Consider the following 26,414-nt stretch of genomic DNA (forward strand, 5'->3'; position numbering starts at 1 on the left):
GCCCATTTCTGGAAACTTGCCTTATCCTAAGCTGGAGTTGGTGTACAAAAGGCAACTCTGGATACGGATTATGGAAGCGCGGCATTGGCTGGCCCTGCTGGGATCCCTGGTGGTCAGTGCCTTCTGGGGATGGGTGGAAGCCGTCTGGGGGGTGACGGTGCGAGTGCAATTGGCCCATACTACTGCCCCTCTGGTGGTGGGAGTTTCTCTCCCTGCCCACCTGATCAACGGTCGGGGAGAGGTGCTGGCGGAGTTGCCCCCTATGCAGGGGTTTTTGGCTCAGCCCGGCCCTCGAGGGGTGCATCTGCATGGAGTGGTTGACCCGGCGTTGTTCATCGAACCTCAGGAGGGTGGCCTGGTAGCGGTGAATGGCCGCTGGTATTCCGGCAAGGTGCTCTTGACCGGGTACAACCTGGTGATGGCCATCAACTACGTGGATCTGGAAGACTATGTGGCCAGTGTGGTGGATGCAGAAATGGGATCCCGTTTTCTCCCAGAGGCCCTAAAGGCCCAGGCGGTGGCGGCCCGCAGCTACGTTCTCTACCATCGCAACTCCCGCGGTTGGTTTGATGTGTTTAGCGATACTCGCTCCCAGGTGTATCGAGGGCTTTCCCAGCGGTCGGCAGCCGCCCTGGAAGCAACGCAAGCCACCCGTGGCGTGGTCATGGTGTATGGGGGACAGTTTGTCAATGCCATGTACAGCGCCAGCAGCGGCGGCCAAACCGTCGGGGTGAGTGGGATCCCTTATTTGATGAGCTTGCCGGATGTCAGCCTCTACCCCAAGTTTGGGCATGGCATTGGCATGAGCCAGTGGGGCGCTCAAGAATTGGCCCGCCGAGGCTGGACTTACCGCCAAATTTTGGCCTACTACTACCGAGGGGTCAGCTTTGCTCGTCTGCCGGAGTGAGACCTTCAGTGTCCTGGGTGTCTCATCCCATTCGCTCTGTCTTGTCTGCGTCGAGTTCCCTCTGGGCCGCCTCTTGCTGGTTGCTTCTGTATCGCTGCAACTGTTCCTCGGCCAGTTTGGCGTGCTGCTCAGCCAATTCTGGGGGAGTCAGGATCTGAACGTTGCCCATGAACCGGTTGACCCAGCGCATGAATTCCCCATGAGAACGGGGGGGAAGCCGGACTTGGTAGTCCAAGTACTGACCCTGTCTAGAGGGGGTCAAGATCTTCTGGCTGGGGTGACGGTAGCCTCCCTCGCGGATGAACGGAATGGTGTCGCCGTAGAAGCGGACGGTAATCTCCGTGAAGGGAAGTTGACCAGATAGCTCCTGGCGTTGTTCTTCTGGTTCGCCCAGGAAAAGACCCCAGCCCTGATTCAGGAGCTCATGGACTTGTTTAAGTCGTTTCAGTTGTTGAGAGCGGCTGCGGGGCGGGTGAGAGAGAACCTGGCACTGATCATCGAAGCGATCCAAGCGGCCGATCACCAAATGCTGGGTATCAGATTGCTCGTAGGCTAGATACCAGGCAATGTCGTAGTGAATCAATTGCAGAGGCCAGATGGATTTGGATCCCTGTTGACCCTGCTGGTAAGGATCTGAGGAACGGCAAATCTGAATCGCCTGCCCCTGGAGAATGGCAGCTTCTAGGGTGTCGAGGGCGCTGTAGAGGGTGCGGACAGCCGATCCCTTGCGGCTGACTCGGGTGGGATCTGTGGGGATGATGGAGCGGTTGAGCTGGGCTCTGACCGGGTAAAAACTCTCTGAACTGTGGCTTTTGCCCCAGCGGCGGCGGACAATAGCCTGAAAGGCCTCTTGGGCTTTGGGATCCCGTTGGTAGGTGGCCTGGGAGTGGAGGGCGCTAAGGGCGGTGTTGAACTCCAGTTCGGTCATGGCGCTGGAGCCGAGATAGTAGCCCCAACGATACGTCTGATCTCCGAGAATGCCGTAGTATCTCAGGGTTTGCAGATCTTTGTGCAGAGTGTGGGGAGAACAAGGAGGAAGAGCGATCTGTTGCTGGGCAGCGACAGCGTGCAGGTACGAGAGAAGTTCTTGCAGGCGGGGGGGAGCCTGCTCATCGCGACCTGGAAGATTTGACGCGTTGAGATGGCCGACGCCGGGATATTGAGCCAGGGTGGCGATCAGGCAGAGCAGACGATCAAAGCTTTGGGGATGGGCGTAGGCTTGCGAGGGGTGGAAAGTCATGGGGAGGGATCCTTTCGTCAGGAGCACACCGTCACGAACGGATCCCGTACCAGAAGCCTTGCTCTGCTTTTTCGCCATTCGCATCTTTCCTTACAGCATTCTTGGGCCTGACTTTTAACTTGAAGAAGGCTCCATCCTGCTTCCACTTCAGCTTCAATTTTAGGCTTCTGGGAGTGGCCTTATGGGCAGAACACTTTATGTGTCCCAACAAGATTGCTACCTCAGCCTCGACCAGGAACGACTGGTTGTCAAACGAGCTGGAGTTGTTCTTCAACAGGCTCAATTGCCCCACCTGGATCAGATCTTGATCTTCGGCCACGCCCAAGTCACAACCCAACTGATCCAGAGTTGCCTAGAGCGCAACATCCCCATCGCCTACCTTTCCCAGATGGGGTACTGTTATGGTCGCCTGCAGCCCGTTCAGCGGGGGAGTCGTTTTCTTCAGGAAAAACAGATTCTGCTGACCCCTTTTCAAAAATTGGAGGCCGCCAGACAGATCCTCAAAGCCAAGCTGCACAACTGCCGCGTACTTCTTCTGCGGCAACGCCGCCGCAAATCTCAGGTCAGCAGCGAGAAAATTGCTCAGCTCCAGCAACTCATTCAGGCTATGGATGAAGCTACAACTCCAGAGCAGCTCATGGGCCTTGAAGGAGCTGCCGCTGCCGTCTACTACCCAGCGCTGGGGGAGTGCCTCACCTCTCCTGGCTTTGAACTGGTGACGCGCACTCGTCGTCCCCCCCGGGATCCTGTCAATGCCATGCTCAGCTTTGGCTACCAGCTCTTGTGGAACCACATTCTGCTCCTGATTGAGCTGCAGGGCTTGGATCCCTACCAGGGATGTCTGCACACCGGTCACCACAATCACCCCTGCCTGGCCTCGGATTTGGTGGAAGAGTTTCGTGCCCCAGTGATTGATTCTCTCGTGCTGTGGCTGATCAACAGCGGCGTCATGGATCCGATTGAAGACTTCACAGATGAAATCGAGGGGTGCATGCTCACCCAAGAGGGCCGAACCAAAGTTCTGCGGGCCTTTATCCAGCGGATGGAGGACACGGTGCAGCCGGAAGATCCCGTCAAGGGTGCGCGGGAAGAAGAGATCCCTCGCTGGGCCGTCATCAACCGGCAGGTGCAGATCTACAAGCAGTTTGTAAATGATCAGATCCCTGTTTACTTGCCGTTCCTCATCCGCTGAAGAGATCTCACATGCAGCTCTACGTCATCACCTACGACATCCCCGACAACAAACGACGCAAGAAAGTCTCTGACTTGCTTGAAGGCTATGGCCGGCGGGTTCAGTACAGCGTCTTTGAATGCCGGCTGGAGCAGCATCAGTACCAAGACTTGAAACGCCGACTTCAACCTCGTCTCTATTTGCCGGAAGACCATATTCGTTTCTATCCCCTCACCGACCACACCCTGGCCAAGGCGGAAAGTTGGGGTGGGCCAGAGGTGCTCTCCCCGCCAGGATCCCTTGTTGTTTAGCAATATGAACTATTTTGCCGTTCGCGTTACCGGTGGCAGCAGGATATAGGTATCTGTTTATGCTGTTGTTCAAGTGTTCAGATTGCTTCTTTTGGAGGGAGTGGAACTCATGGAAAAAATGTTTTTCCGCCGCAAACTGTTTGCTCTGCTACATGATCCCCAGCTCAAGTCTTTGTATCAGTACAAAAACGGCAAAGGCCCTTGGCAGCAGGTGGCGGAGTTGTATCATCACGGGGCAGAGCTGGAGGAGTGGTGGCAGTCTCATCAGGGGGTGATTTCAGATCACATCGCTGCCGCCTCAGATCGATTAACCATCAGAAACGTCTATAAAGATGCGGAGCAACTGGGCAGGCTTACCCAAGTGGAAGTGCGTCACCCTCTGTCGGGAGAAAAGCAGGATATCCAGATTTGGAGTCAGCTAACGGAAGCGCAACTGGAGGAGATCCAAAATCGGATCATCCCCTATGAGCAGGTGCGCCATGCGGATCCGGAAAAAGCCTTCTGGTGGTTCTGGCGGTTTTATCCCCAATTGGTGGTTCAAGAAACTGGGATCAGCACTCCTGCTGCTCTTTTGTTGCCTGCCGACACCCGCATCCCAGACTGTCCCATCCACGATCACAACAGTATTGTCTCGGCGCTGGCCGGAGCCCTATTCCCGCGCGGGTGGAAACCCTCAAATTCGGTTTCTCATGCCGATCTCTTGTTGTTCACCTTCTCGCCGGTGCAGGAGTTTATCAAATCCTCTAGGAAGCTGTTGGATTTTTGGTCGGGATCCTATCTGCTGCACTACCTGAGTGCCCGCCTCTGCTGGTTCATTGCTGAGCGCTATGGGCCGGATGCGGTGATCACACCTTCTCTGTGGGGCCAGGAGATCATCGATGCCTGGATTCTGAAGAAGTTTCCGGAGTTTGAGTGCTATTTCCGAGAGATCGACCGGCTTGATACCCGCAATGGAGATGCCCAGGGATCCACTCCTATAAGTCGATTCAACGATTGCGTGTCCACCAGCCTGAGCACTGCCGGGTTTCCCAATGTGATCACAGCTCTGCTGCCCAGAAAAGAATCCAAAGCCTTTGCAGAGGAACTGGCCCAGGAGATGCGCAAGATCTGGAAAGAGATCGGAACTAAAGTCCGGGATCATATCCGCGAGAGATGTATCCAAACCCTCAATGATAGAGGCTCGGAGATCTGGAAAAAGATTGCCCCAACGATGGGTACGACTGAAGGCTCCCACATCAACTACCAGAGAGAATTCGAGAAGTGGAAGCACCCATCCAATTGGGAATGGAACAAGCTCTGGAATGCTCAACTGGATCACACTTGGGAAAGCTACTGGACTTCGGTCCCCCTAGGGGATCCCGACAAGCCGTTGCAGGCAAATACCAAAGATCCCGGCTACACGTTATGGAAAGAATCTCAGCAAACCCTAGCTCAAAGCCGATTTGAATTGCCGACCAACCCTGAAGAAAAAGCCTACGGAAATTTGAATGTGGGCACCTGGTGGGGCAGCTTGCAGGCGCGTCTGGGCCAGTCGATTCAGGCCATCAAAAATACCCGTACCTGGCAGGTCCCAGTGGCCCCTGGGGAGCGGTCTACCCTCTCAGGCATGTACAGTGCAGTTCACCCCAATCTGCTCTATCGGGATCGATTCTGTGAAGGGGCAGGGCTACCGGCGGGATCCCTGCGCATGTTCTGGAAACTGATGGCCGAAGTTTATCCGGGGCTTTTCAATGGCTCGGAGATGTTGAACGCGGTGGAACTGACCAAACGCATGGCCTGGAAGTACGGGGGCATTGCCGAGTCTCTGGGGGTGGCCAAAGAAGAGGACGATCTGGAGAACTTGATCCGGTTTCCCAACCTCAGCTCCATCGCAGCAGCCCGCTTTGCCCATGATGCTCCTGAAAAGGTGAAACTGTACTGGCAGGTGCTGGAGCAGCAGATCAGGTGGGATCTCCCTGAATATCGAGATCGGTTTGGATCCCTGACGCGCCGCCCCTTTCAGGTGCCGAAGACGGATGAGCGAATGATCCCTAATCCCCAACCCCTTTCCCAGAAGACGAGGGGAGAAGCACCCTACAACGGAGTGATGTTTTCCAGCAGGTGGCTGGTGGACGATCTGGGCCTTCAGGATCCTGAAGGTATTGCCCTATTGCGAGAAGCCGTGGATCAAGCCCATCGACAGGTGGGGCTATCCGGGGGCAGTCCCTCTGACTGGTGGGCAATTGTGTTGGCCGATGGAGATAGCATGAGCAAGTATGTCAGCGGCTCCAGGCTGCACCCCTACGAAACCTACCTGGCCGAAGGAGTTGCCGATCAATTGAAGAAAAATGGCTTGGAGTGGCAGCAGCTTTTGAAGAATGTCAAAAAGCGCATGGGGCCGGCCACCCACGTGGGCCTCAACCGAGCCTTGTTGGATTTCTCCAATCAGCTGGTTCCTTACTTAACGGAAAAACGCTTCTGCGGTCGGGTGGTCTACAGTGGCGGGGATGATGTCATGGCTTTGCTGCCCCTAGAAGATTTGCCCGAATATCTCCTCTCCCTGCGTGCAGCTTGGTGTGGGAAAGCGGATCCCAAAGGCGAGTTCAGATCGCAAGGAGGATTTTGGCATCCCCAGCCGGGTCGAGATCTCTCCGGCCTACCCAATCGTCCTCTTTTCACCATGGGCGAAGGAGCCACCATGAGCATCGGCGTGGTGATCGCCAACAAAGGGATCCCTCTTCCCACCGTTTTGGAAAACCTCTGGGAGGCTGAGAAGCATCGGGCCAAAAAGATCCCTGGCAAGGATGGTCTTTGCTTCCGAGTCATTTACCAATCCGGGAATACCTTGGAGGCCCTGATGAAAGGGGAACTGCTGGAGAAATGGTGGGCCTGGTTGCAGCAGGGGCCGGAACTGGATCTGGGGCCTGTACTGTATCGTTTGGCCGAAGAATTGCCGCTGCGCTGTGTGATCTCTGCAAATAACAAGCTGTTTGAGCTGGCCACCACCACCATTTTGGCGCGACGAGACCGAGCTGAGGAGCTGAAGTCCGTTCAGGATCCCTTGGTGAACTGGATCAATGCCTGGGAAAGCTGGGCATTCGAGTTGCAAAGCGAGTCAGAGGCTCTGGGCGCCACTCCGGTAGATTTGGCTAATCTCTTGAGATTCTCAGCCTTTTGGATAGACAAGAAAAAACAACGGGACGATTGGATCAAAAAGCCTCAGGAAATTGTTGAAGATTTATTTCCACAAGGCAGGTAATTCTCATGTCTGAAACCCAACTGCACTGGTATGCCCTAGAGCCTGTCGATGTGCTGCTCTTTCGCGAGAGCAAACCTTTTTCTCCTGGCGAGGGATCCTGGGCGAAAGGGTTATTTCCCCCTATGCCCATCACAATCTTTCAGGCCCTGCGCTCTGCCCTACCCTACGCTTCAGACAAGGCTCGAAATCTCAAGTTTCTGGGGCCGTTTCTCCTGGATGAGCGAGATACGCTCTGGCTACCGACTCCCAAAGATCTGTTGGCTACGGGTCAATCGGATCCCCATGCCGATCCAGACACGACCCCAGAAGACAACTTCGAAGAGAAAGTCCGGGGAGACCAATACTCTCGCCTACAGCCGGCTGAGGGGGATCCTTGGAAACCTATCGGCTGGGATGATCAAAAACTCCCGCCCCTGGTGCCCCCCTCTCTCAAAAAAGGGGAGTACATCAAAGGCCGTCCCCACCCCTGGATGCGGGCCTCGGCACTGAGTGCTTATCTCCAAGGATCCCTACCCCAGGCCGGCGACTTTCATGAGGATCCCTGGGATACCCAGGTGTTACCTCACATCGACATCAAACCCGATACCCGCCAGGTGAAAGATGAAGCTGGCTACTTCACCGAGGTGGCAACCCGACTGCGGTGGGGATGGCGATTGGCGGCAGCCATCAGTGCTCGGATCCCGACCACCACCGTTCGCCTGGGGGGAGAGGGGCATCGCGCCTTGGTCACGCCTCTGGAAGATTGGGATCCCGGCATCGATTGGGAGCGATTTCGGCAGGGGACGGGTCGGGTGGCTTATCTCCTCACTCCGGGCCTAGCGCAGCCTGAAGCGGATCCCCGTATCTATCAGGCTTACCCTTCCCAGTGGCAGCCTTATCTGGCAGGATGCGCTACGGATCGGGCCTTGCTTTGGGGTGGAATTTCTGCGGTTCGGCGGCAGGGCAGTGAGCGATTGGACTTTGCGCTGCTACCCCAACGGGCCTTCATTCCCGCCGGTACGGTGTATCACTTTAAGGGGGATCCGCCACCACCAAGGCAGCTTGTGGGTAACCCATGCGCCCAGTTGCAGACTTTTGCATCGTTGAATTACGGCACACTTTTGTGGGGAATTGTAAAATGATTCAACCTGACTTTCGCGTTGGCTATCTTTACAGCCTTGCCCCCATCCATTGCGGTGGAGAAGGCGACTTAGGCAATATCCTGGAAATTGCCCGTGAATCTCACACCAACTTTCCCTACATCCCAGGATCCTCTTTACGAGGAAGCCTGCGGAACGAGGTGACACTCCAAGATCCAGAAATCGCTGATACCCTCTTTGGACGGGAACTCCAAAAAGACGGCCAGATGGGGGTTCACCAAGTCTGGTTTGGAGATGCCCGTTTACTGTGGGTGCCGATGCGCACCATGTCTCTAGAGGGATCCGATTCCGTTTTCTGTTGGGTGAGCTGTCATTCCCTACTGCGAGATCACGCCTTGCTGTGCCGTCAGCCTCTTCCAGTTCTCCCCAGAACCCCTGTAGGAACAAAACCTGGTGTTTATGTTGTGGCAGACGCAGAAGTGCATGTTGAGAAACTCCCTGAAGGGCAAACCTTCTCACTGGTTGGGGAGTGGCCCGCTGTTTTACAGGGGGATACCCAAGCAACCTGGAAAAATAATCGGATCATTCTTCCCGATAGCGACTTCCAGATCCTCATGGAGCACTCCCTTTGGACACAGATCCGCAACAAGATCCAGGAAGATTCGGAAGGAGCCAACCAGGTAGGCTCAGCAGAGGTGTTCTGGACAGATGTGTGCATTCCTCGTGACACCATTCTCTACTTCGCCTGGGGATATAGCCCCCTGCCCAACCAGGAAAACCTCACCCAAGAGCATGAGATTTTGATCAATGTTCTCCAAGGTTTGTTCCAGGTGGGGGGGCAAGCCAATGTTGGGCGAGGCTGGGTTCAAGGATGGGTCTCCAATGCCTCTGATCCCACCCCACAAGCTAAATCTGAGAACACTGTTAGGAGTTAAGAATGTCGAAGAACAAGCACATGAAGAGCTTTTCTAAGCCTGTTACTCCAAACTCCAAATTGGAAAACAAAGCTGTGCCTTCTCACCAGCGGAGGGAGATCAACAGCTCTTCCGACTCTGCACCATCTGAGCAGCGATCAGCAAGCGTACGCCCAGAGCATACCAGCTTACTGGCCTATAAACACATTCAACAGTACATGAGATCCCAAGGGAAAGAGTTTCTTTCTCAGGAGGATCTTAATGCGGTACTCCGACTTTCTCAACACCTGAGAGTTTTCGGCCTGCTCTCGGCCATAGGATACGTTAACCAGTCCAATGCTCAAGAAGGTAAGGTGAGACAGAGAACAGTTCCTGTCTGGACTTCTTTATTGGGGCAACTGGTTACCGAAGATAATTCTCTAGAGCCCAAAGCATTAATGCAGAGGATCCAAGCTCTGGCAAGCGACCAACCTGTAGAATACCTCGCCCTTTGGAGACGATCTTTAATCTTGGCGAATCACTGGAACTTTTGGGCCAGAGCTTATCTTTCAGGAGACACGAATGGAGAAAACACTGATGTACACCGGGCCGCGTCTAATTAAGCTAATAGCTCAGCAACATCAAAAGCGATCCTCAAACCTTTTCCGTCAGGGAACTTTCACTTTGCGTTGGCGAGCAAAAGTGGGATCCTATCCCCATCCCGATGTGGAAACGCTTGTTTCAGCAGGGGAACCCTGTGGGCCATGGCAGCCCAAAAGAGGTCGGCCAGAGGATAAGCGCAATGTTGGCGAAAACTGGGAACTTATGCCCGACTTGCCTCTCAATGGGTACATCCCGGGTTCTTCAATCCGAGGGATCGTCCGGGCCTGGGCAAAACAACAACCGGAGCGGATCCCCAAGATGGAAGCCCTCCTTGGATTTCAAAAAGGGACTGTCATCTCGGCAGGAAAAATTCAATTTCTCGACGCTTGGCCCCTAGAGCCTACCCGTTTAAGCCTGGATATCGTCAATCCTCAACAGAACTTCCAGGTGTTTCACCAAGGTCAGGGCACTCCTTTATCGCTCTACACACTGGGTGATGGTCAGAGACCTGTTGATTTTCTCGTGGCCATCCAAGGCGTTCCCGGCACAACTGAAGAAGAAGTTGATGAAGTTTGGTCGTGGGTTCAGCAAGCCCTAAAAGTCCTGGGGATAGGCGGGCGCACTGCTTCTGGATATGGTCGGATTCTGGTTCCTGATCACAAGGGATCCAGACAGTTAAGTGAAGGCATATCAAGTATACTCTTTAGATTCCGTCTCTCCAGCCAGGGTAATGCAGGCCCTGACATGAAAACCCTGGAGCTGCGACCTTCTCACTGGCGAGGCTGGCTCCGCTCCTGGGCACTGCGATTTTTCTTGGGAGTTATGAGCCAAGAGAATGCAGAGAAGACAGCAAGCGAGCTTTTTGGAACCCTAGAACCTAAGTCTCAAAAAGGGTGCATAAGGCTGGAAATGATCCAAGGGGATCCCTGGGCACGCAAGTCAAAAAACTTCCCAACCTTCTACTCATGGCAGGGAGAACTTAGAATTGAAGCTCCCAAAGAGATCCTCATGGGAATCCTTCTCCCCATTGTGCGAGTTGCAGTGATGACCGGAGGAGTAGGGCGAGGTTGGAGAAGACCACTTCACATTTTCATGATGGAAAGAAGAGACAACTCTCCGGTTCCTGCAGCCCGAGGCAGTCACCTGACGCTTGATATCAAAATTAAGGGTGAGTACAGGGTGTTTGGAATACCTCTTGAACCAGAAAAATGGAGGCAAGTATACGAAGAGTGGTATCAAAAAGTTGGACAAATCTGGCCGGAACGTTTGCTCAGTGGATCCCAGAATCCCAACTGTGAGGCATTTTCACCCAGCAGTTGTGCCGTATTCGCCGTCCCTGGCCCTGAACAGGATCCGGTTAATGCTTCAGATTTAAGTTGGGTTGATCCCAATGATGCAGAAAGTACGCGAGGAGATGGTATGGGGCTGGTTTATCAACAAGATCAACGCAGAAACTACAAGCGAAACCCCGATCTTGGCGGAGATGCTGCGCGAGGCAGTGCCCATTGCTCTTGGGTGACGATTAGGAGACACAAGATTAAGCACAAACAAGCTGGTACTCAATGCCAGGAAGTGGTCTGCTTATTCATGGGAGGTGTCCAAGCTGGCTGCCAGCATGTCCGTTCCCAGTTTCTCGATGACTTATCTCGAATACAAGGCAGTCTCCATCTCTTTGGTCTGAAGCCTGAACAGCCTTGAAAAGATGATCTTTTTGCTCCTTCTAGACTGATCTCGAGGAGATGAAGTCTGATATGCTCATCATTCCCACTCGCTCACATCTTCCCGAACAACGGGTCATTTTCCATCACCTTACCTGGGATCGCTACCAGCAGATCCTTCAGGCACTAGGAGAGCACCGTTCTTCTCGCTTGATCTACGACCGGGGTACTCTGGAAATCACCATGCCACTCGAAGATCACGAGTTTTTGGTCAGGATGATTGATCTCTTCGTACGCATCCTGGCTACTGCATACTTAGGACAGATTAAAACTATGGGCTCTACAACTCTTAATTATCCCCATATAGAGCGAGGAGCAGAACCTGACAATGCCTACTACTTACAGAATCAACCTAAAGTCAAGGGACGCACTGTAGATTTTAGCCAAGATCCGCCTCCAGATCTGGTGGTGGAAGTTGACATAACCCACAGTACTATCAACAAGTTAGCCCTCTATGCTGCCATAGGGATCCCTGAGTTGTGGCGGTTCAATGGTGAGGAACTGCGAATCTATCAACTTACTGCGCAAGGCTACCAAGAGTTAGAAATCAGTCCTAGTTTTCCAGGGGTTCCCAAAGACAGACTCTACCAATTCTTATCAGAGGCTCGAGAGAATGAGATTCAGGCTGAACAGAATCTACGCAACTGGATCCAGGAGCAAAAGCTATGATTGCCCATTCTCGCTCCGAAGCTTCTGTCAACTTGCCCTGAAAGACATCTATGAGAAGGTGAACTTTGATCCTAAGTGAGGAACTATGGCTACTCTGATTGCTAACATTGGCACCTCTGATCTGACAGTAAAAATTCAAGGCTTTGAGTACTACATTCCTGTGGGCTTTGACCGAGATGAACCAAACGAAGTTGCCGAGGATCTAACAGAAGACGAAAAAGTGATATGGGAAAGAAATAGTCGAGAAGACTTTATTGCCAATGGACTCTGTAAAGAGCTGGGCGTAGAGGTTAGAGGTCAAGGCAGGAATGCCTACAGCTTCCGCGAACTAACAGAGAAACTTCTTGCTGCCTATCAACGGGAGCCCGATTTTTGGCAGGAGCGCATTCGACCTGGAAGAATCTGGGGGGTAATCCATACCGCCATTGAGGAGTTTTCAGTTAAAAAAATCAACATTTTTGTTACCAATCAAAATCCCCCTCAGCATCAGGATACTTGCTTCTTGTTCGAGATCATTAAAAGGTGGATTGAGAGACATTTACAGCGGGAGGATATTCTCTTTCTAAAGCGAGTGATCCCTCAGAACGTCAAACCTAACCAACAGGATCTTGTCCTCAACGAGTATTATCGCTTCTTTGTTGACGAGATTGATTCAAACGAGGTGGTTCTTGTCAGTACTAAAGGTGGAACCCCTCAAATGCAGACAGCCCTTCGTCTGCAATCAATCACTGCTGACATCCCCAAGCTGCTGTTTCTGGATCCGGTTCTTTCAAAGCAGAAGGTGCTTCGAGGGGAGCCCTCGCCTTGCACTCGGACTTCATATTGGCAATACCAGCGGACACAGAAATATCGCGTTGTCATGCAACTGCTAGAACGTTTTGACTTTGCGGGAGCTTGTCAAGTTCTCAAGAGCTGGCAATCCATTCTGTCTTTTCAAATTGAGCAGGGCGTAGTCAGCAAGTCACAGCTACGTTCCAGCAGGAGACTGGTTGATGAAGCAATCAAAGGGCTAGAAGTAGCAGACTCACTTATAAACTTAGACATTGAGGCTGCTAGAGCTTCCAAAAAAGAGATGAATCTGGATATGAGTTTGGATCTAGATGCTCAAATCAATCAGGCCATCGAGAACTACAGCGTTTTGCTTAACTTATATTCTCAATGCAGAATATATAAACAAAATTTGCAAGTTTCCCATTTTCTTTCAAGAATGTCCTCACTTTGTGAAGAGATTCTCGACGAGGCCATCAAAAAACTTGGCGGCAACAGATATCTGGAACCCGCTGCTGTGGGCTTCCGGGTTGAGATTCGTGAAATTAGGAAACTGCTGCCTCAAGATCAGCTCAGCTTGCTGGACTCCTTGGATTATGTCAGGAATGGCCAATACGCAAAGATTCTCTATCGTACGAGCAAGCTTAGCTTTTTAGATATCCTTCTTGCTATTCGCAAAAAAGACAGCGAGAGTGAATCTTTATCTCTCTTAAAAAGAGAAATTAACAGTTTAGAGTTTTGGATCTACAAGCGTAACGAGATGATTCATGACAGTCAAGGATTTTCCAGTAACCGTATCTCTGAGTTAAACAAGGAGGCAAAACGAATAGGAGCCTGTCTTTATGAAGAAATCTTAAAAGTTCTGGCTAATATTCTCTCATCTCCTCTTTTACAACTGCCCAATATTGATAAGCAGAATTTTACTAAAGGCGATGATCTCTATCTCTACACTAGTCTAAAGAAATGGGTAATGGAAAAACTTCTTCTGGATCTGCGTGCTTCCTAAAGGAGGGCAAATTGATAAGCATAAGCTCTTCCCACTACAACCACGTTCTTATCGGGATCCCCGCCAGCGGCAAGTCAACCCTGGCAAAAGTCTTGGCCGCAACTTGGCAAGGTTCTCAAGTTGTTAGCACCGATAATATTCGTCAAGAGTTGTACGGGGATCCCTCAATCCAAGGCAACTGGCTGGAAATTGAGAGCCTAGCCCTTGCCCAGATTCGTAAGGCTCATCAGCAGGGCCAAGTTATTGTCTACGATGCTACCAATGCCTACCGCCCCTGGCGGCTGGATCTGCTGCAAAAGTTGCCCGGCGCAAATTGGATTGGGTGGCATCTGACCACTCCTCTGGAAGTCTGCAAGCAAAGAAATCAGCAGCGGGATCGTCAAGTGCCAGTCTCTTCGATGGAAGCAATGGCTCAGGCATTAAAGACTTTTCCGCCCATACCCGCAGAGGGATTCCTGGATGTACTGACCTTAGATTTATCTGGATCCCTGCCTACCCAAGAACAAATTCTCGAGAAAGTCAGTGGTATTCCTCGCACCTTGATTAACCGTCAGAACGCCACTCGAAAGGCGACGCTACACGGCTACTCTCGGCTGCTTGACTTTGAGCGCTTGCTCCATCTTCTGGCTATTTTGATCCATCATCCCGGCAGTACTCTGGAGGAAATCACCCACCGAATAGCCTCTGAAAAGGGATCTGTGTACGCCGATCCTGAACTGCTGTCTGAAGATCTCATCTGGCTGAAGCAGAGTGGTTTGCTCTGTCACGCCGGCGAGAACAGTGCAGGGGAGCAGCACCAGCTCTTGGTTCAACCCGAAAACCGGCAGCCTCTGACCTTTGCCACCCACGCTTATTCTGACTGGGATAGCTTCAGCCGCTTGATTTATACCATTCGCCTGATTTTGACCCAACCCTTCCACTTTGATCCCGAGCTGGGCAGCTTGGAAAGCTTGAACCGCGAGCTACAGCAACGGGGCTGGGTGAGAGGGCAAAACAGAGATGCCATCCGCAAGGACATCGAAAAGGTCTTGAAGCCCTACCAGATTCTGCCATCCTTCCCGATGAAGCGGGGCTACTTCACTCACTCTGGGATCTTCACTCGCCATGAACTCAAGCAGATCTACCGGCTTTTGCAGGTAAGCACTCGTGCTCTGGAAAACCCCTGGGAGCAGGCGGTCTATGAAATGGTGGAGCAGCGTATGCGCCTCAGCCGCATTGATACTTCTGAGATCTACCCCACTCGTCGGCTGGGCAATCAACCCATTGTGGATCCCACCTTGGCTCCTTCCGGTACCTTGGCGGATCGTCGTGGCCTGCAGGTGGTCGAGGAAGCGATGGAGAGGGGGGAGTTACTGGAGGTGAAGCGTTTGCCGGGAGCCACCTTCCCCGGAGAGGCTGTGGAGAGCTTTCGCATCTGGCCCCTGCAACTGGTCTTTCATCAAATCGCGTGGTACCTGGGCTGCGAGTATCACAGCCCGAAGAGGCAGGGACTGATGCGGTTTGAGCGGATGGATCGGCTCTTTCTCAACCGGCGACATTGTGCAACGCGCTCCCGCCAAGAGCAGTTGGCTGCTCTGGAACGCCTGCACAAGCTCTACGATGTCAGTGCTGGGATCTTTTTGGGCAATGACCCGCATCTGCAGAAGCAGATCCTCAGTCGGGATCCCAATGAGCGCCGCCAAGCAGAAGTAACTCTGGAACTTTGGTTTAGCGACCGGATCTTCCCCTTCGTGAGCGAGGGCACCCGACGCTTTAAGCACCAGCGTATGTCCCCCCGTATTTCCGGATCTTCGCGGCCTAGATCTATCTTCAACTTGCCCCCCACGGGAGACAGTCGGTTTCCCCACCGGCTCAAGGTGGTCTTGCCCCTTTGGTCCCTAGAGGATGTCGACCTCAAGCGCTGGATCTTGGGCTTTGGGGGAGAGGTGTTGGTGGTCAGCCCAGAGCCCCTTCGGCAAATGATTCAGGACGCGGGGCAGGCGATCTCGGTTTTGTACAGGGATCCCTTAGCCGATCAGGAGCAAGAAAGCTCGTAAAAGAAAGTATTGGCCACTTTCTTCTCTAACGCCCAAAACATTTGTCCGGCAAAGGTTTTCCAGGTTTTAAGCAGAACTCTCCAATACTTTGTGTGGTTAGGGCTGAGCACGGGAGCCCAACTAAAGTAACAACAGGTCACCGGAGTAGGGCAGTGGTTGCTCAACTGGATGTGGAAGACATTCGAGGGATCCGATCGGTCGCCGAGGTGGCCGATCTCTTTGCATCCTTGGGGTACGCTCTGGTGGGGCAACCGTTGGATATAACGGTGCTGGAGCTGCCGGCTTATTTTGACAGACTTCGGGCTGCGTATGTCCTGGCGGAATATCGGCAGAGGTATTTCCGTCAGGTGGTGCTGTTGTTTGAGTTTGCAGTAAAGCCCGGCCCTGCAGAGTTGGGTGTGCTGATGCACAAGCTGGCCCGGCGTCTAGCTCAACGCCCAGAATCCTACCTGTTGCTGGCCACAGCCGACGGTTACCGCCGTCTGCACATCACCAGCGGCAGCCAAGCTGGGAAGGTCTATAGCTTTCAGATCAACTGCCAGGATCCTTCCTACCAAGAGCGCAACTGGATCCGCAACTTGGTCTTGCGGGGTCGATCGCTACGGGCCGCCCAACAGCACCAGCAGCAGGTGGTACGTCATGCCGCAACCCAACAAAAAGAGGCAGGGCGGATCAAACAGCGGGACCTGCAGGACAGCGTAAAGTCCTACTTGTGCCAGATTGGTCGCTATCCCCTCCTGAGCCAGGCCGAGGAAGTGAATCTATTCCGCCAGATGGCCACATTTCCCGGTACTCAGCAGGCTGCGCGGGCGCAGGAGAAGCTAATCATCCACAACTTGCGCCTCGTGGTGTCTATCGCCAAGCGCTATCAAGGGTCGGGGCTGGATCTCCTAGATCTGATCCAGGAAGGCAGCCTGGGCTTAATTCGTGCCATTGAGAAGTTTGACTATGCCCGTGGAACCCGGCTGTCCACCTATGCCACCTGGTGGATCCGACAGTCCATCACCCGGGCAATTGACAATCAGTGTCGTCTGATCCGGCTGCCCGACCATGTCTGGGCAGAGATCCGGCGCCTAAAGAAAGTGGCTCGCCAGTTGTCGCAAGATTTGGCGCGCACTCCCTCTGTGGCGGATCTGGCTTCGGTCTGCGACCTTTCTCCTGAAAAAATCCAACAATTGCTGGATTGGAATCGTGGGATCGGCTTTCTGGATGCGCCTCTATCTGGGGATATTTTGCTGATGGACAGCCTCGCCGATCGGTCTCGGATCCCAGAATCTATTTGGGAGGAGACGGAACGTCGAGAAATAGTAGAGAGAGCCTTCGCCTTGCTTACGCCAAGAGAGCGACAGGTGCTCGCCCTTCGCTTTGGATTAGAGGGCAATAAACCTCATTCTCTGGCCGAGATTGGTCGGCTTTGGAACCTCAGTCGCGAGCGGGTGCGGCAGATCGAGAGAAAGGCACTTCAGTCTCTGCGTACTTGTTGCAGAAATTGGCCTAAATAAGCATTGAAAGGAGGGTGATCTATATGTCGCTACCGGCGTATATTGATAACCAGAGACATAAGTTAACAAATGTTATCCAGAGGCTGATCCTTCTGGAAAAGCAGACCGAGTTGGATATTGCTACCGGCTTCTTCCGTATCGAGGCTTGGATCAAATTGGAGCGAGCTTTTAATAAGCTCACCCGCCTGCGTTTGCTAATTGGCCGGGATCCCACCATCAAACCGGCAGAACCCCATCGAATTGATCTCCAAGATTATCTTCGCCGTGAGCTGCAGGGGCAGCTAGAGAATTCTAATTTCGGGTTGGAATACAAGAAATGTATTGATCGCCTGATTGCCTTTCTCAAGCAAGATCATGTGGAAGTTCGGTTATATGGGGCCATTGGGGAACGCACGCCCTTCCTGCATGCCAAAGCTTATCTATTCCCCAACTACAGCATTGTGGGATCTAGTAATTTTACCGTTCCCGGTTTGGAAGGCAACACCGAGTTAAACGTGTTGCTCGATAATGCTCAGGCAGCTCAGGAGATGCGCAAGACTTGGTTTACAGAGTTTTGGGAGCATCCCAGTGTGGACAAAGATTACAAATCTAAGCTCATTGCTGAGCTGGATCGCTCCAAATTTGGCAGCCGTGCCTACACTCCTCATCAAATCTTGATGCGCTGCCTCTACACCCTGTTTCAGCCGAAGCAGGATCCGGTGGTCAAGGGGCAAGCCACAACCCTAGAATTGGCTGATTTCCAGCAGGAAGGGTTTGAACGAGCCCTAGAATTGCTGGAGCGCCATGGGGGGGTCATCGTTGCAGATGCGGTAGGCTTGGGCAAAACCTATATCGGACTGCGGCTGATCGACCATCTTCTAGCGGAGCGACGAAAACCGGGGTACCTGCCTCGGGCCTTGGTGATCAGCCCGGCTCAAGTTCGCAATCTCGTCTGGGAGCCGAAGCTGAGAGAGTTCGGTTTGGTGGCCGATTTGTTGTCTCAAGAGGAGCTAGGGCGATCTGACTTCAACAGCCGACGCTACAGCCACTGCGACATTGTCCTTGTGGACGAATCCCACAATTTCCGGAATAACTTAACCGCTCGATATGCCAACTTGCAACGCCTGATCTGTGGGGGACGCCGCAACAAATGGGTGGTGCTGCTCACGGCTACTCCCATCAACAACACAATTTTTGACCTCTATCATCAGGTGCTGCTGCTCACCCGCAACGATGATCACTACTACAGTAGCTGGGGGATCCCTAATCTATCCGCGCTGTTTAAGAAGCTGGACAAAGGTGAGGGGCAGATCACCGAGTTGTTGTTTCAGACCATGGTGCGTCGATCCCGCCTGGATGTGCTGAAACGTCAACAGGCAGGAGAGAAGATTATCATCGGTGGCCAAGAGATCCGCTTTCCGCGCAGGATTTTGAAGCAATTTACCTATAACTTCGAGAGTAGCTTCCAAGGTCTCTATAGCCGTTGGGTTGCCTACATTGAGAATCTGAACCTGGCTCCCTATAACCTGGAAAACTATGTGCGCCAGAAGAATGATAAGCTAACCGACCGTCAGTTACGCAATGAAGTGATCGGCAGCTTGATGAAAACCCTCTATCTCAAGCGGCTAGAGAGTTCAATCAAGGCTTTTGAGGTCAGCATCTGCTGGCAATCTGACTTCCAGGGACGATTTTTGGACTTGCTGCAGCAGGGTCACTTGTTAGATGGATCCAGCTATCGACGCCTGATGGCTCTGGAAGCTGAGGAGCAAGAGGATTCAGTGGAGCAGGTGCTGGTATCTCTGCCTGAGGTCAACCCTGAAGACTATGATTTGGACAAGCTGACCCAGGCAATCCAGGCCGATCAAAAAACACTGGCTCAGATTATTCAAGATCTCACCCGTATCCAGGCAAGGGTGCAGGCAGGAGAAGACTCTGATCTTAAGCTGATGGCTTTTAAACGAATGATGCTCAGCTTGGAACAGGACAAGGTGCTTGTCTTCACCTACTTTAAAGACACAGCCGAATACTTATACCAGCAGTTGCTGGAAGATAAACAATGGCTTGAGGCAATGGCTGAGAAGCGGAGCAGATATCGCAATTTCTCCTCAGGTTTGCGGGTGGGGTTATTAACCGGAAAAACCCCAAGCCGGGAACGGGAAATGCTGGTGAGAAGATTCGCGCCACGGGTCAATCGGCCATTTAGTAATCCTTCGGGTTGTGGAGAGGATTATCAGGAAGTCGGGTGTTCGCCTGAAGAGCAAATCGATCTGCTTATCTGCACCGATGTGTTGTCTGAAGGACAAAATCTTCAAGAAGCAGCAGTCCTTGTGAATTACGATCTGCATTGGAATCCGGTGCGAATGATCCAACGGGCAGGCCGCATCGATCGACTGGGATCCCCATTCGAGGAGTTGACGATCATCAATGGTTTTCCTGAACAAGGGCTGGAACTGTTGTTGGGATTGGTGCGCAAGTTGCAACAACGGATCGCCTTGATCGATCAGCAGGTGGGTCTGGATGCCAGTGTGCTGGGAGAGGTGATCTCAGAGCGTTCCTTAGAAGAGATCCGACTCTTGAAGGAAGCTCAAACTCCCAGCGCCCAGAGTGAGATACTGCAGGCTCTGGAGAAGAAAGTCGATTTGGTCTCCATGGATGAAATGCGGTTGCCGCTGTTGGAGTTTATTCAGCAATCGGGGTTGCAAGCGGTCGAGGAGATCCCACTTGGGATCCACAGCACACGCTACCAGGCTTCGCAGGATGGACTGTTTTTAGCTTTTCAAGTCAAAGATCGGCACTTCTGGCATTTCTACCCTCGAATAGGAGGCCGAATTTCTGTAGATGTCAATCATCTCCAAAGCGATTGGGGATCGATCTTTCAGCTTCTCTATTGCCGGCCAGAGGATTTTCCAAAGCCCGATGATCTACCGCCTGCGCCTTTTGATGGCGAGATCTTCGAGGTGCTACAACCTGCGATCCAAAACCTCTTGAATCTGCTGAATCAGCGTCAGAGCAGTTCTCTTGTAAGACCTCGTCTGCCTAAATGTTTAAGGCAAATCTATCACGTTCTCACAGAGGCAGAGGACAGTATTGAGATTGATCCGATGACTGAAGAAGCTCGGCAAAGGGTTCTTGATTTGCTTACACACGCCAAAAGCATTTTCACCTACGAGAGAGACTGTAGTGCGTTTTGGAAAACTTATTGTAAGGATCGGAATGTTGCCAATCTAATTCACTCGTTGGATGAGTTGTTCATTGATGAGGGATTGTATAAGGAATCCACTTCCCGCCACCAGAACCCGACATTTTTCACTCAAGAGGATGTGCAGCTCATTTGCTACCAGTGGTTTAGGTCAGACCCTGAGGCCCCGACGGATCCCTACCTCCTTAGGCGAAGGCGAAAGGATCCCTACGAGGCCCTACATTGACGGTTGCTTCCTTTCGGGGCAGTGGAATTAATGAAAACTCAATGGAAAATTAATCGAGCCAAGCGAATAACTATTAAAATGAAGATTATCAAATAGCAAACAAATGTAGCGATACTCGTGGTTAAAAATAGAACTCCGCCCCATTTCCGGAGGAGAGGCTCCAGAAAGTTCGTGCATGGGAGGAGACGAATAGTCCACTTTACACTGGTATCATCGCCATCGAATTGAAATAACCAGGCCCAAAGATAGAAAAAATGAGTCGCGAGGTAGAGCGCAATATCGCTCTTTCTTGATTCAAAAACGCTAATGAATGTGATCATCAAAGCTATATGCACAAATGCCCATAAAGTAAGCAGCAAAATAAGCAGCGCTCCAAACATCATTAGAAGCCAACCGGCGACTCCAAGACGCATGAGAAACAGGGCACAGACAAAAAGGATCTCCACTCCAACTAGGAGAAGTTTGGTTGGTGTATTCAGGCTTTCATGTTCTACCATATTACTTCCTTTTTTCGCGTTGTTCGTAATATGTGTCTCAGACAAGCTTAATAACTGCAGGCGTGATGATCTAGATCTGATCTGGCACTTTTGGCAGGGGTAGTTGAAACGGATGATGGTCGAAGCGAATACGCTGTACTCGGTAATTTCCTGTTAATGGAACCGATCCTGAGCCGCAAGCAACTTCCACGCCACCCGGATCAACCGTTGTTCCGAATGCGATACCTTATTTTATGTAGGTTTGCGTAGCAAAAACCCTATACCTGATAAGTCACTTCCCTTTGGGGAAGCGGGATTCATGGAAACACTCAAAGCAGACGGCCCAGGCGTTGTCGCAATTCGCTGGCAGCCAGTTCCAGGTGTTCGGGGGTATAGCCGGTGGTCTCTACCCTGACAGCGAGGTGGGTGTCTTGGCTCTCGTGGAGATGGAGCCACAAAATGTGGCGGCCATCTTCGGTTTTGCGGTTTGAGGCTTTGACGCTGTTTTTGGGGGCAGCGTAGGCGTGGGGATCGTAGCGAACCCGATCCACCCAGGGAATGTCTCGCAGGAGTCTTTCCACTTTGGCCCAACTGCGGGGTCGGTGATGGCTGGTGTCGCTTTGGATTTGGATGATCTGGGAGCGATCGCGGCCTGAATCGGGAAGATCTGCCCTTGGGATCTGCGGCTGAACTTCCGGCTGCAGGTAGGGCAAGTAGACCAAGGATTTGTATTGCTCATGGATGTAGCAAACCGGGATCCCCAATTGGCTGCCCACCACGGCCATGATCATGGCCTGGGCTTTGAAACCGCCGGTGGCAGCAAAGGTGACGAGCCCCTTGGCGCTCTCTGCCAACTGTTTCAACAGCTCGGCCATCCGCTCCAGTGAGGATCCCTCTAGCTCGTAGTTGATGCCGGGAAGGGGAACCAAAGAGACCTGCTGCTGACCCAGCTCTTGCTCAAAAAAGAGCTTCAAAATCTGGGCACACTCCAATCCGTCGGGGGTTTCTGAGTGCAGCAAAATCAAGGCATCATTCGAGGTGGGATCCAGCCGCAAGTAGGTGTTGGTTTCGGCGCTGATCAATTCCAGGTCTGCTTCTTTCATCCAGGCCAGAGCACGCTGGGGATCCCCAATGGTTTTTTGTCCCAGCCAGGGGCGCTGCGGCTCTAGGTTCTTGTCGGGATTGGTGAGCAAGGAAGTGCCCACCGTCATGATGATGGTCTGCATGGATGGCCGGTTAACTCAAACTTTTCGAGGGCTCTGTTCCGCTTTGTGCTCAGAGCAGCTTGGCCTTGCGGATTCTGCCATCTTCCTTTAGATCCAGAACTTCCACCTGCACCTCTTGCCCCACCGAGAGGGATCCCGCCTGTTTGGGCTTCTTCTGGGTGAGCTTGGTGTCTGTGTCCAGAATCTGGAAGGTGACTTCGTTGCCCTTGATGTTGGTGATGGTGGCCTTCAGCTTTTGCCCGGTCTGGAAGCGGGCTTTGCGGGCCTGATGCTGGGCCTGGTCTTGTTGGTGTTGATGGTTTTGTTGTTGTCTGTCGTCCTGGGATTTGTTTCCCGCCCCTTGGGGAACGGAGTCCTTGCGACCGGAGTTGTCGTTGGGTCGGGATCCCTGAGGTGATGAAATCTCGCCAATGGGCATTCCCCCATCTTTGTAGTAGCGGGCCAGCCGGGCTGCCCAGCCCAGGATCTGCAGCATCTCTGCCGGCCTGTCCTGCAGAGGTTGCAAGTACCTTTTGCAGGTTTCGTCAATAAGCTGATAGTATCTTCTGGTTTGTTGGGTACGGCATAGGCCAGTTTCCCGCACCAGCTCGCCGGTGAATCGGAAAAAGCGGGATCCCGCGTCGGGGTGGTGGGCGACCGAGCGCAGATAGGCGATGCACTTGCTCAACTCGTTGACATCCACCCTTTCTTTGGCCAAGGTCATGGCGATGCCGTGGGCGAGATCCCAAGATTGGGGGCTGAGATCGACAGAGTCTGACAGCATAGGGGAACCCTCAATACACGCCGGGGGGCGGCTCGCGCAGAGCAGTGGGACTTAGGATGGCGGCCAGTTGTCTGAGTTGTTCGGGCAAGATGTAGCCTTGGGCAGCTTGAATTTGCTCTTGCACAAAGGCTTGGAGGCGTTCTCCTTCCAGAGTATCGGCTTCTGCAGGATCATAGCGGCTGTAGCGATCTTTTAGGTTGCCGGGCCGCTCGATCTTGTCGAGGGTCACCTGCAGGGATCCCAGGCCCACGGGCTTGCCGCCCCCCACCTTCAGCAGCATGGAATGCTTGGGATCCTGCCCCAAGACCGTGAGCAAGGTGCCCAGCTCAGCAGGGGTGAGGTTTTTGAAATGGATTTGGGTTTTGAAAACCGTGTTTTGCATCGCTTGCTGGGTGGGTGTTCCCCTTGAACTGCCCTGCAAAGCTTTTTTGTGGGTGTAGTAGAACTTGCGTCCAATGACTTTGCCGTTTTCCTTTTTAAAGTAAGCTTTGCACTGATCCGGGCGAGGACGGTACAGCGGGGGCAAGGATCCGCCACCCGATCCGGTGCCGGTGGCAATGGCATCCCTGAACTCCACCAATCCCTGCCAGTTGAGAGCACCAAAAACGCGGCTGGCCGGACAAAGCTGCTCTTTGTTGCGGCAGGGGTGCCGCTCTGGGGGGATCCGATTTCGGTACTGGCTCATCATCACCGCCAGGGTGCTGTTGGTGATCGCCTCATACATGGCCCGGATGGCCCCCTTGAGGGAGCTGCCCTGGATTTTGAGCCTTCCATTGGGGGTGGTGGTCATGGTTTTGAGCACCGGGATCCCTTTGACTCCAACATCGCTGCCCAAGGCCAAGTGGCCGGTGGAGATGTGGACGGCAGTCTGCACCGTCAGGGTGAGAAAGAGGGTGCCGTGCAGCTTATCGGCGTGGAACTTGGCGTGGCCGGCGGGCCGCTCCAGCTTGGGGGGCTGGGTGGGAAACGGGATCAGCTCATAGGGTTTGGGAGACACGGTTGGGTTACCTCCACCTCGACTGCTGTCGCCGGCAGAGGATCTTGCAGAGGCAGCCTGGTTGGGCAGTGGGCGAGGGCCTTGGGGGGTCATGGTCACCTCGGGATCAGGGCAATAAAGTGAACACGGGCAGTTCGCTCATCTCGGAAGTAGCGCTGGCCTACCCTGAGATCTTTGGGATGGCTGAGGAGCTTGGGGAAGCGGGTTTCTTGACTTTGGGATCCGTACAGATCGGCTGGGTGGTCTTCCCACCGCCACTCTCCCGGCAGAGGGATAAAGGAGTCCGGGGGAGCTTGGATCCCCAGATACAGCAGATCCCAGCCGTGGGGGGTGCTTTTCCAGCGCAGTTCCCCTTGTTGGGAGAAAACTTGCCCCTCGGAACAGACGGGATCCGCCGGGATCCCCACCTGAATGCCGCTGACTTGGTGGGGCCAGCGCAAAAAGGAGTAGGTTTTTTCAGAAGTGGAAAAACAGGCCGAGAGCACTTGGGAAAGCGAGGGCTCCCCCCCGTCTCGAATCCTGAGCGAGGCGACGTAGGCTGGTTTCATACGGCTTTGGCCTCCGCTTGCAGAAGTTTGGCCCAACTGTTGACGGCGGCAGCGAGCAGGTGCTCCACCTTGGCCTCGGATCCCTGCTCCCAGGTCAGCCGCGCCCCAAATCCCAAAGGCATCGGCTCTGCTCCCACCGGCACCGCTTGGCTATCGGGTTGGGGAAAGCCGTATTTGCCCGCCTCTTCGGGGGTTAAGAATTCGCCCGCCCCCAACAGAGATCCCCGGGGCCAGACCAGGGGGGATCCCAGTAGCCGAATCTGCTTGTTCGCCTCATCCACCAGGCAACCCGGATAGTCCACCACCGCCCACTCGTACTCCACCCGAACGGTGCCCATGCCGCGGGACTTGGCGAAGCCGATGCCAAACCAGCCTTCATCCAGATCCCGCAGCACCAGCCCCAGCAGGCCCAGTTGGGCCAGGGTAAAGTTTTTCAGGTGGATCTTGGTTTGAAAGGATCCCTCTACGCACACTTGATAGTTGAACGGCCCCACTGCCACCGAGCCAAAGACGCGGTCGATGGCCACCCCATTGCGTTCTTCCAGGCGCAGGGGGGTTCCCGGCTTGGGATAGGCATCTTCAATGCGAACCCGGCTGGCAATGGCCGTGTTGCCGAACATCTGATCCGTAAAAGAAGAAAGGGCGTAAACCCGGTGGGGCTCTTCAATTTTTTCCAGCCATTGATTGGCTTTCTGGTCGAGGGGATCGCTGGCCCAGAGTTTGCAGCCTTCCTTCTCAGGACGTCTGTCGCCGCCCACCGTTCGGACGATGCGCTCCGCATGGGCGCGGATTGCCCCTTTGAGGGAGCTGCCGGGAAAATAGACCGTTCGCCCGCCGCGGTGATAGGTTTCGACGAACTCCATATCCGGCTTCGTCGGGTCGGCCCCTTCCTTGCCCGATTTGATGAGAACAGGGCCGTCGGGTTTGAGGGTAAGGCAGAGGGTGCAATGGTTGACATAGCGTTTGTGCATGGCCTGGGATCCTTCACAGGAGAACAAAAGTGCCTTAATTGCGGGGGCTGACCGATTGCCGTTGAGAGGCCGTTGTTAACTTGGCAACCAGGGCTTCCACCCAGTCTTGGCGCAAGGCGGCAGCCTGTTCCGGGCTGAGCGGCTGCCGGGATCCGGCCACCAGCTCTTGCAGATAGGCCAGCAGCCGTCTTGGATCCCCTTCCGAGTCGAACCAATAGATTGCCGAGATCTGCAAGCGGACGACTCCCAAGCCGCGGGAGCGGCCTCCACCCAGGGGGATCTGTTCCGTTTCCAGTTGGTGCAAGCCGATGGCCAAGAGGCCCAGTTCCCATTCCTCGGCATTTTCGACGACGGCATGAAACCGAAAAGGGGTGTTGGCGGGCACCACTTGAAAGTCATACAGCTTGCCATCTGCCGCCGTTTCCGTATCCCGATCGATGGCCACGCCATCCCGTTCTTGGTATTGGCCAAACCAGGCCTCCGGCACCACGGGCAAGTCCCGGATCTGCACCTTGCCGGCCAACCAAGGGGATCCAAACACCTGCGAGACCCAGTCGGTGGCCTCGATGAGCTTTTGGGTCAGGGCTGCGTCGTCTCCTTTGTAATCATTTTTAATTTGGTTGATGACCCGAAATTGCTCGCTGCTGGTCAATTCGCTGGGATCCCTGGCCAGCTCTGGGTTGATGCCCTGCAAGAAACTTTCCAGGCGAGAGCGCATCGCCCCCTTCAAACTGGAGCCGGGAATGAGCGGACGGCCCAGCGCATCCTTGAGAACCGGCAAATCCGAGCCGATGGGTTCGGTGGAGCGGCCCACCCCGATGTGCAGAGCGGTCACGGTGGTGAGGGTGCCGGTGATTTCCAAGCGGTTTTTGAAAACGTCGAACATTG

Annotated in this window: 20 protein-coding genes; 13 read left to right on the top strand and 7 right to left on the bottom strand. The window is 53.6% G+C overall.

All coding sequences use genetic code 11. The features are described 5' to 3' along the window. The first annotated feature begins 70 nt into the window (after positions 1 to 70). Entirely contained in the window at positions 71 to 907 is an 837-nt protein-coding gene (locus tag NW816_RS00070) for a SpoIID/LytB domain-containing protein (protein WP_414407809.1), read from the top strand. A gap of 22 nt (positions 908 to 929) precedes the next feature. On the opposite strand, the gene NW816_RS00075 is transcribed toward NW816_RS00070, so the two are convergent. After that, entirely contained in the window at positions 930 to 2,147 is a 1,218-nt protein-coding gene (locus tag NW816_RS00075; RefSeq protein WP_414398453.1) for a helix-turn-helix transcriptional regulator, read from the bottom strand. 181 nt (positions 2,148 to 2,328) lie between these two features. On the opposite strand from NW816_RS00075, the gene cas1 reads away from it, so the two are divergent. The 12 genes from cas1 to NW816_RS00135 all read left to right on the top strand — a co-directional run bounded on the left by cas1 (position 2,329) and on the right by NW816_RS00135 (position 20,545). Next, positions 2,329 to 3,339 (top strand): CRISPR-associated endonuclease Cas1, encoded by a 1,011-nt coding sequence (gene cas1 / locus NW816_RS00080; RefSeq protein ID WP_414407810.1) that lies wholly within the window; start codon positions 2,329 to 2,331, stop codon positions 3,337 to 3,339. Between the two features lie 11 nt (positions 3,340 to 3,350). Further along, positions 3,351 to 3,629, top strand: a complete 279-nt coding sequence (gene cas2 / locus NW816_RS00085) for a CRISPR-associated endonuclease Cas2 (protein WP_414356002.1) — start codon at positions 3,351 to 3,353, stop codon at positions 3,627 to 3,629. Between the two features lie 109 nt (positions 3,630 to 3,738). Continuing rightward, the gene (cas10, locus tag NW816_RS00090; RefSeq protein WP_414407811.1) at positions 3,739 to 6,867 is read left to right on the top strand and encodes a type III-B CRISPR-associated protein Cas10/Cmr2; all 3,129 of its coding nucleotides are present in this window, start codon (positions 3,739 to 3,741) and stop codon (positions 6,865 to 6,867) included. A 5-nt stretch (positions 6,868 to 6,872) separates the two neighbouring features. Next, positions 6,873 to 7,988 carry a type III-B CRISPR module-associated Cmr3 family protein gene (locus NW816_RS00095; protein ID WP_414356006.1) on the top strand — a complete coding sequence of 372 codons (1,116 nt, stop codon included), beginning with the start codon at positions 6,873 to 6,875 and terminating at the stop codon, positions 7,986 to 7,988. Beyond that, complete coding sequence (locus tag NW816_RS00100; RefSeq protein WP_414407812.1) at positions 7,985 to 8,881, top strand: RAMP superfamily CRISPR-associated protein; 897 nt, start codon at positions 7,985 to 7,987, stop codon at positions 8,879 to 8,881. The genes NW816_RS00095 and NW816_RS00100 overlap by 4 nt, the downstream gene beginning before the upstream one ends. A 2-nt stretch (positions 8,882 to 8,883) precedes the next feature. Beyond that, complete coding sequence (locus NW816_RS00105; RefSeq protein ID WP_414407813.1) at positions 8,884 to 9,462, top strand: hypothetical protein; 579 nt, start codon at positions 8,884 to 8,886, stop codon at positions 9,460 to 9,462. A gap of 202 nt (positions 9,463 to 9,664) precedes the next feature. Beyond that, complete coding sequence (locus NW816_RS00110) at positions 9,665 to 11,140, top strand: RAMP superfamily CRISPR-associated protein (RefSeq protein WP_414407954.1); 1,476 nt, start codon at positions 9,665 to 9,667, stop codon at positions 11,138 to 11,140. 53 nt (positions 11,141 to 11,193) lie between these two features. Next, positions 11,194 to 11,829 (top strand): Uma2 family endonuclease, encoded by a 636-nt coding sequence (locus NW816_RS00115; RefSeq protein WP_414356012.1) that lies wholly within the window; start codon positions 11,194 to 11,196, stop codon positions 11,827 to 11,829. Positions 11,830 to 11,914: 85 nt separating this feature from the next. Then, a complete protein-coding gene (locus NW816_RS00120) occupies positions 11,915 to 13,603 on the top strand; it encodes a hypothetical protein (RefSeq protein WP_414407814.1) in 1,689 nt (562 codons plus the stop codon). 11 nt (positions 13,604 to 13,614) lie between these two features. Beyond that, the gene (locus tag NW816_RS00125; RefSeq protein WP_414407815.1) at positions 13,615 to 15,639 is read left to right on the top strand and encodes an AAA family ATPase; all 2,025 of its coding nucleotides are present in this window, start codon (positions 13,615 to 13,617) and stop codon (positions 15,637 to 15,639) included. Positions 15,640 to 15,791: 152 nt separating this feature from the next. After that, the gene (locus NW816_RS00130; protein WP_414407816.1) at positions 15,792 to 17,141 is read left to right on the top strand and encodes an RNA polymerase sigma factor RpoD/SigA; all 1,350 of its coding nucleotides are present in this window, start codon (positions 15,792 to 15,794) and stop codon (positions 17,139 to 17,141) included. Positions 17,142 to 17,251: 110 nt separating this feature from the next. Next, complete coding sequence (locus NW816_RS00135) at positions 17,252 to 20,545, top strand: helicase-related protein (RefSeq protein ID WP_414407817.1); 3,294 nt, start codon at positions 17,252 to 17,254, stop codon at positions 20,543 to 20,545. 805 nt (positions 20,546 to 21,350) lie between these two features. On the opposite strand, the gene NW816_RS00140 is transcribed toward NW816_RS00135, so the two are convergent. From NW816_RS00140 to csx7, 6 genes are read right to left on the bottom strand one after another with little or no spacing between them, the layout of a single operon-like run. After that, the gene (locus tag NW816_RS00140; RefSeq protein WP_414407818.1) at positions 21,351 to 22,247 is read right to left on the bottom strand and encodes a putative CRISPR-associated protein; all 897 of its coding nucleotides are present in this window, start codon (positions 22,245 to 22,247) and stop codon (positions 21,351 to 21,353) included. A gap of 49 nt (positions 22,248 to 22,296) precedes the next feature. Then, positions 22,297 to 23,010 (bottom strand): hypothetical protein, encoded by a 714-nt coding sequence (locus NW816_RS00145; RefSeq protein WP_414407819.1) that lies wholly within the window; start codon positions 23,008 to 23,010, stop codon positions 22,297 to 22,299. 10 nt (positions 23,011 to 23,020) lie between these two features. Continuing rightward, positions 23,021 to 24,100 (bottom strand): RAMP superfamily CRISPR-associated protein, encoded by a 1,080-nt coding sequence (locus NW816_RS00150; protein ID WP_414407820.1) that lies wholly within the window; start codon positions 24,098 to 24,100, stop codon positions 23,021 to 23,023. 2 nt (positions 24,101 to 24,102) lie between these two features. Beyond that, positions 24,103 to 24,555: a hypothetical protein gene (locus NW816_RS00155; RefSeq protein ID WP_414407821.1), complete on the bottom strand. Its 453-nt coding sequence runs from the start codon at positions 24,553 to 24,555 to the stop codon at positions 24,103 to 24,105. After that, the gene (locus NW816_RS00160) at positions 24,552 to 25,526 is read right to left on the bottom strand and encodes an RAMP superfamily CRISPR-associated protein (RefSeq protein ID WP_414407822.1); all 975 of its coding nucleotides are present in this window, start codon (positions 25,524 to 25,526) and stop codon (positions 24,552 to 24,554) included. The genes NW816_RS00155 and NW816_RS00160 overlap by 4 nt, the downstream gene beginning before the upstream one ends. Positions 25,527 to 25,560: 34 nt before the next feature. After that, complete coding sequence (gene csx7, locus NW816_RS00165) at positions 25,561 to 26,412, bottom strand: CRISPR-associated RAMP protein Csx7 (RefSeq protein WP_414407823.1); 852 nt, start codon at positions 26,410 to 26,412, stop codon at positions 25,561 to 25,563. Positions 26,413 to 26,414: the final 2 nt, after the last annotated feature.

The organism is Synechococcus sp. W55.1, assembly GCF_047461655.1.
In the GTDB taxonomy this organism is placed as follows: domain Bacteria; phylum Cyanobacteriota; class Cyanobacteriia; order Thermostichales; family Thermostichaceae; genus Thermostichus.

What these genes read in the sequence shown, in the direction of transcription:
- NW816_RS00095 (WP_414356006.1), top strand. Translation starts at nt 6,873, where the DNA reads ATGTCTGAAACCCAACTGCACTGGTATGCCCTAGAGCCTGTCGATGTG.
- NW816_RS00155 (WP_414407821.1), bottom strand. Translation starts at nt 24,555, where the DNA reads ATGAAACCAGCCTACGTCGCCTCGCTCAGGATTCGAGACGGGGGGGAG.
- NW816_RS00070 (WP_414407809.1), top strand. Translation starts at nt 71, where the DNA reads ATGGAAGCGCGGCATTGGCTGGCCCTGCTGGGATCCCTGGTGGTCAGT.
- NW816_RS00075 (WP_414398453.1), bottom strand. Translation starts at nt 2,147, where the DNA reads ATGACTTTCCACCCCTCGCAAGCCTACGCCCATCCCCAAAGCTTTGAT.
- NW816_RS00145 (WP_414407819.1), bottom strand. Translation starts at nt 23,010, where the DNA reads ATGCTGTCAGACTCTGTCGATCTCAGCCCCCAATCTTGGGATCTCGCC.
- cas10 (WP_414407811.1), top strand. Translation starts at nt 3,739, where the DNA reads ATGGAAAAAATGTTTTTCCGCCGCAAACTGTTTGCTCTGCTACATGAT.
- NW816_RS00115 (WP_414356012.1), top strand. Translation starts at nt 11,194, where the DNA reads ATGCTCATCATTCCCACTCGCTCACATCTTCCCGAACAACGGGTCATT.
- cas2 (WP_414356002.1), top strand. Translation starts at nt 3,351, where the DNA reads ATGCAGCTCTACGTCATCACCTACGACATCCCCGACAACAAACGACGC.
- NW816_RS00150 (WP_414407820.1), bottom strand. Translation starts at nt 24,100, where the DNA reads ATGACCCCCCAAGGCCCTCGCCCACTGCCCAACCAGGCTGCCTCTGCA.
- NW816_RS00120 (WP_414407814.1), top strand. Translation starts at nt 11,915, where the DNA reads ATGGCTACTCTGATTGCTAACATTGGCACCTCTGATCTGACAGTAAAA.
- NW816_RS00110 (WP_414407954.1), top strand. Translation starts at nt 9,665, where the DNA reads ATGCCCGACTTGCCTCTCAATGGGTACATCCCGGGTTCTTCAATCCGA.
- NW816_RS00140 (WP_414407818.1), bottom strand. Translation starts at nt 22,247, where the DNA reads ATGCAGACCATCATCATGACGGTGGGCACTTCCTTGCTCACCAATCCC.
- NW816_RS00100 (WP_414407812.1), top strand. Translation starts at nt 7,985, where the DNA reads ATGATTCAACCTGACTTTCGCGTTGGCTATCTTTACAGCCTTGCCCCC.
- csx7 (WP_414407823.1), bottom strand. Translation starts at nt 26,412, where the DNA reads ATGTTCGACGTTTTCAAAAACCGCTTGGAAATCACCGGCACCCTCACC.
- NW816_RS00160 (WP_414407822.1), bottom strand. Translation starts at nt 25,526, where the DNA reads ATGCACAAACGCTATGTCAACCATTGCACCCTCTGCCTTACCCTCAAA.
- cas1 (WP_414407810.1), top strand. Translation starts at nt 2,329, where the DNA reads ATGGGCAGAACACTTTATGTGTCCCAACAAGATTGCTACCTCAGCCTC.
- NW816_RS00105 (WP_414407813.1), top strand. Translation starts at nt 8,884, where the DNA reads ATGTCGAAGAACAAGCACATGAAGAGCTTTTCTAAGCCTGTTACTCCA.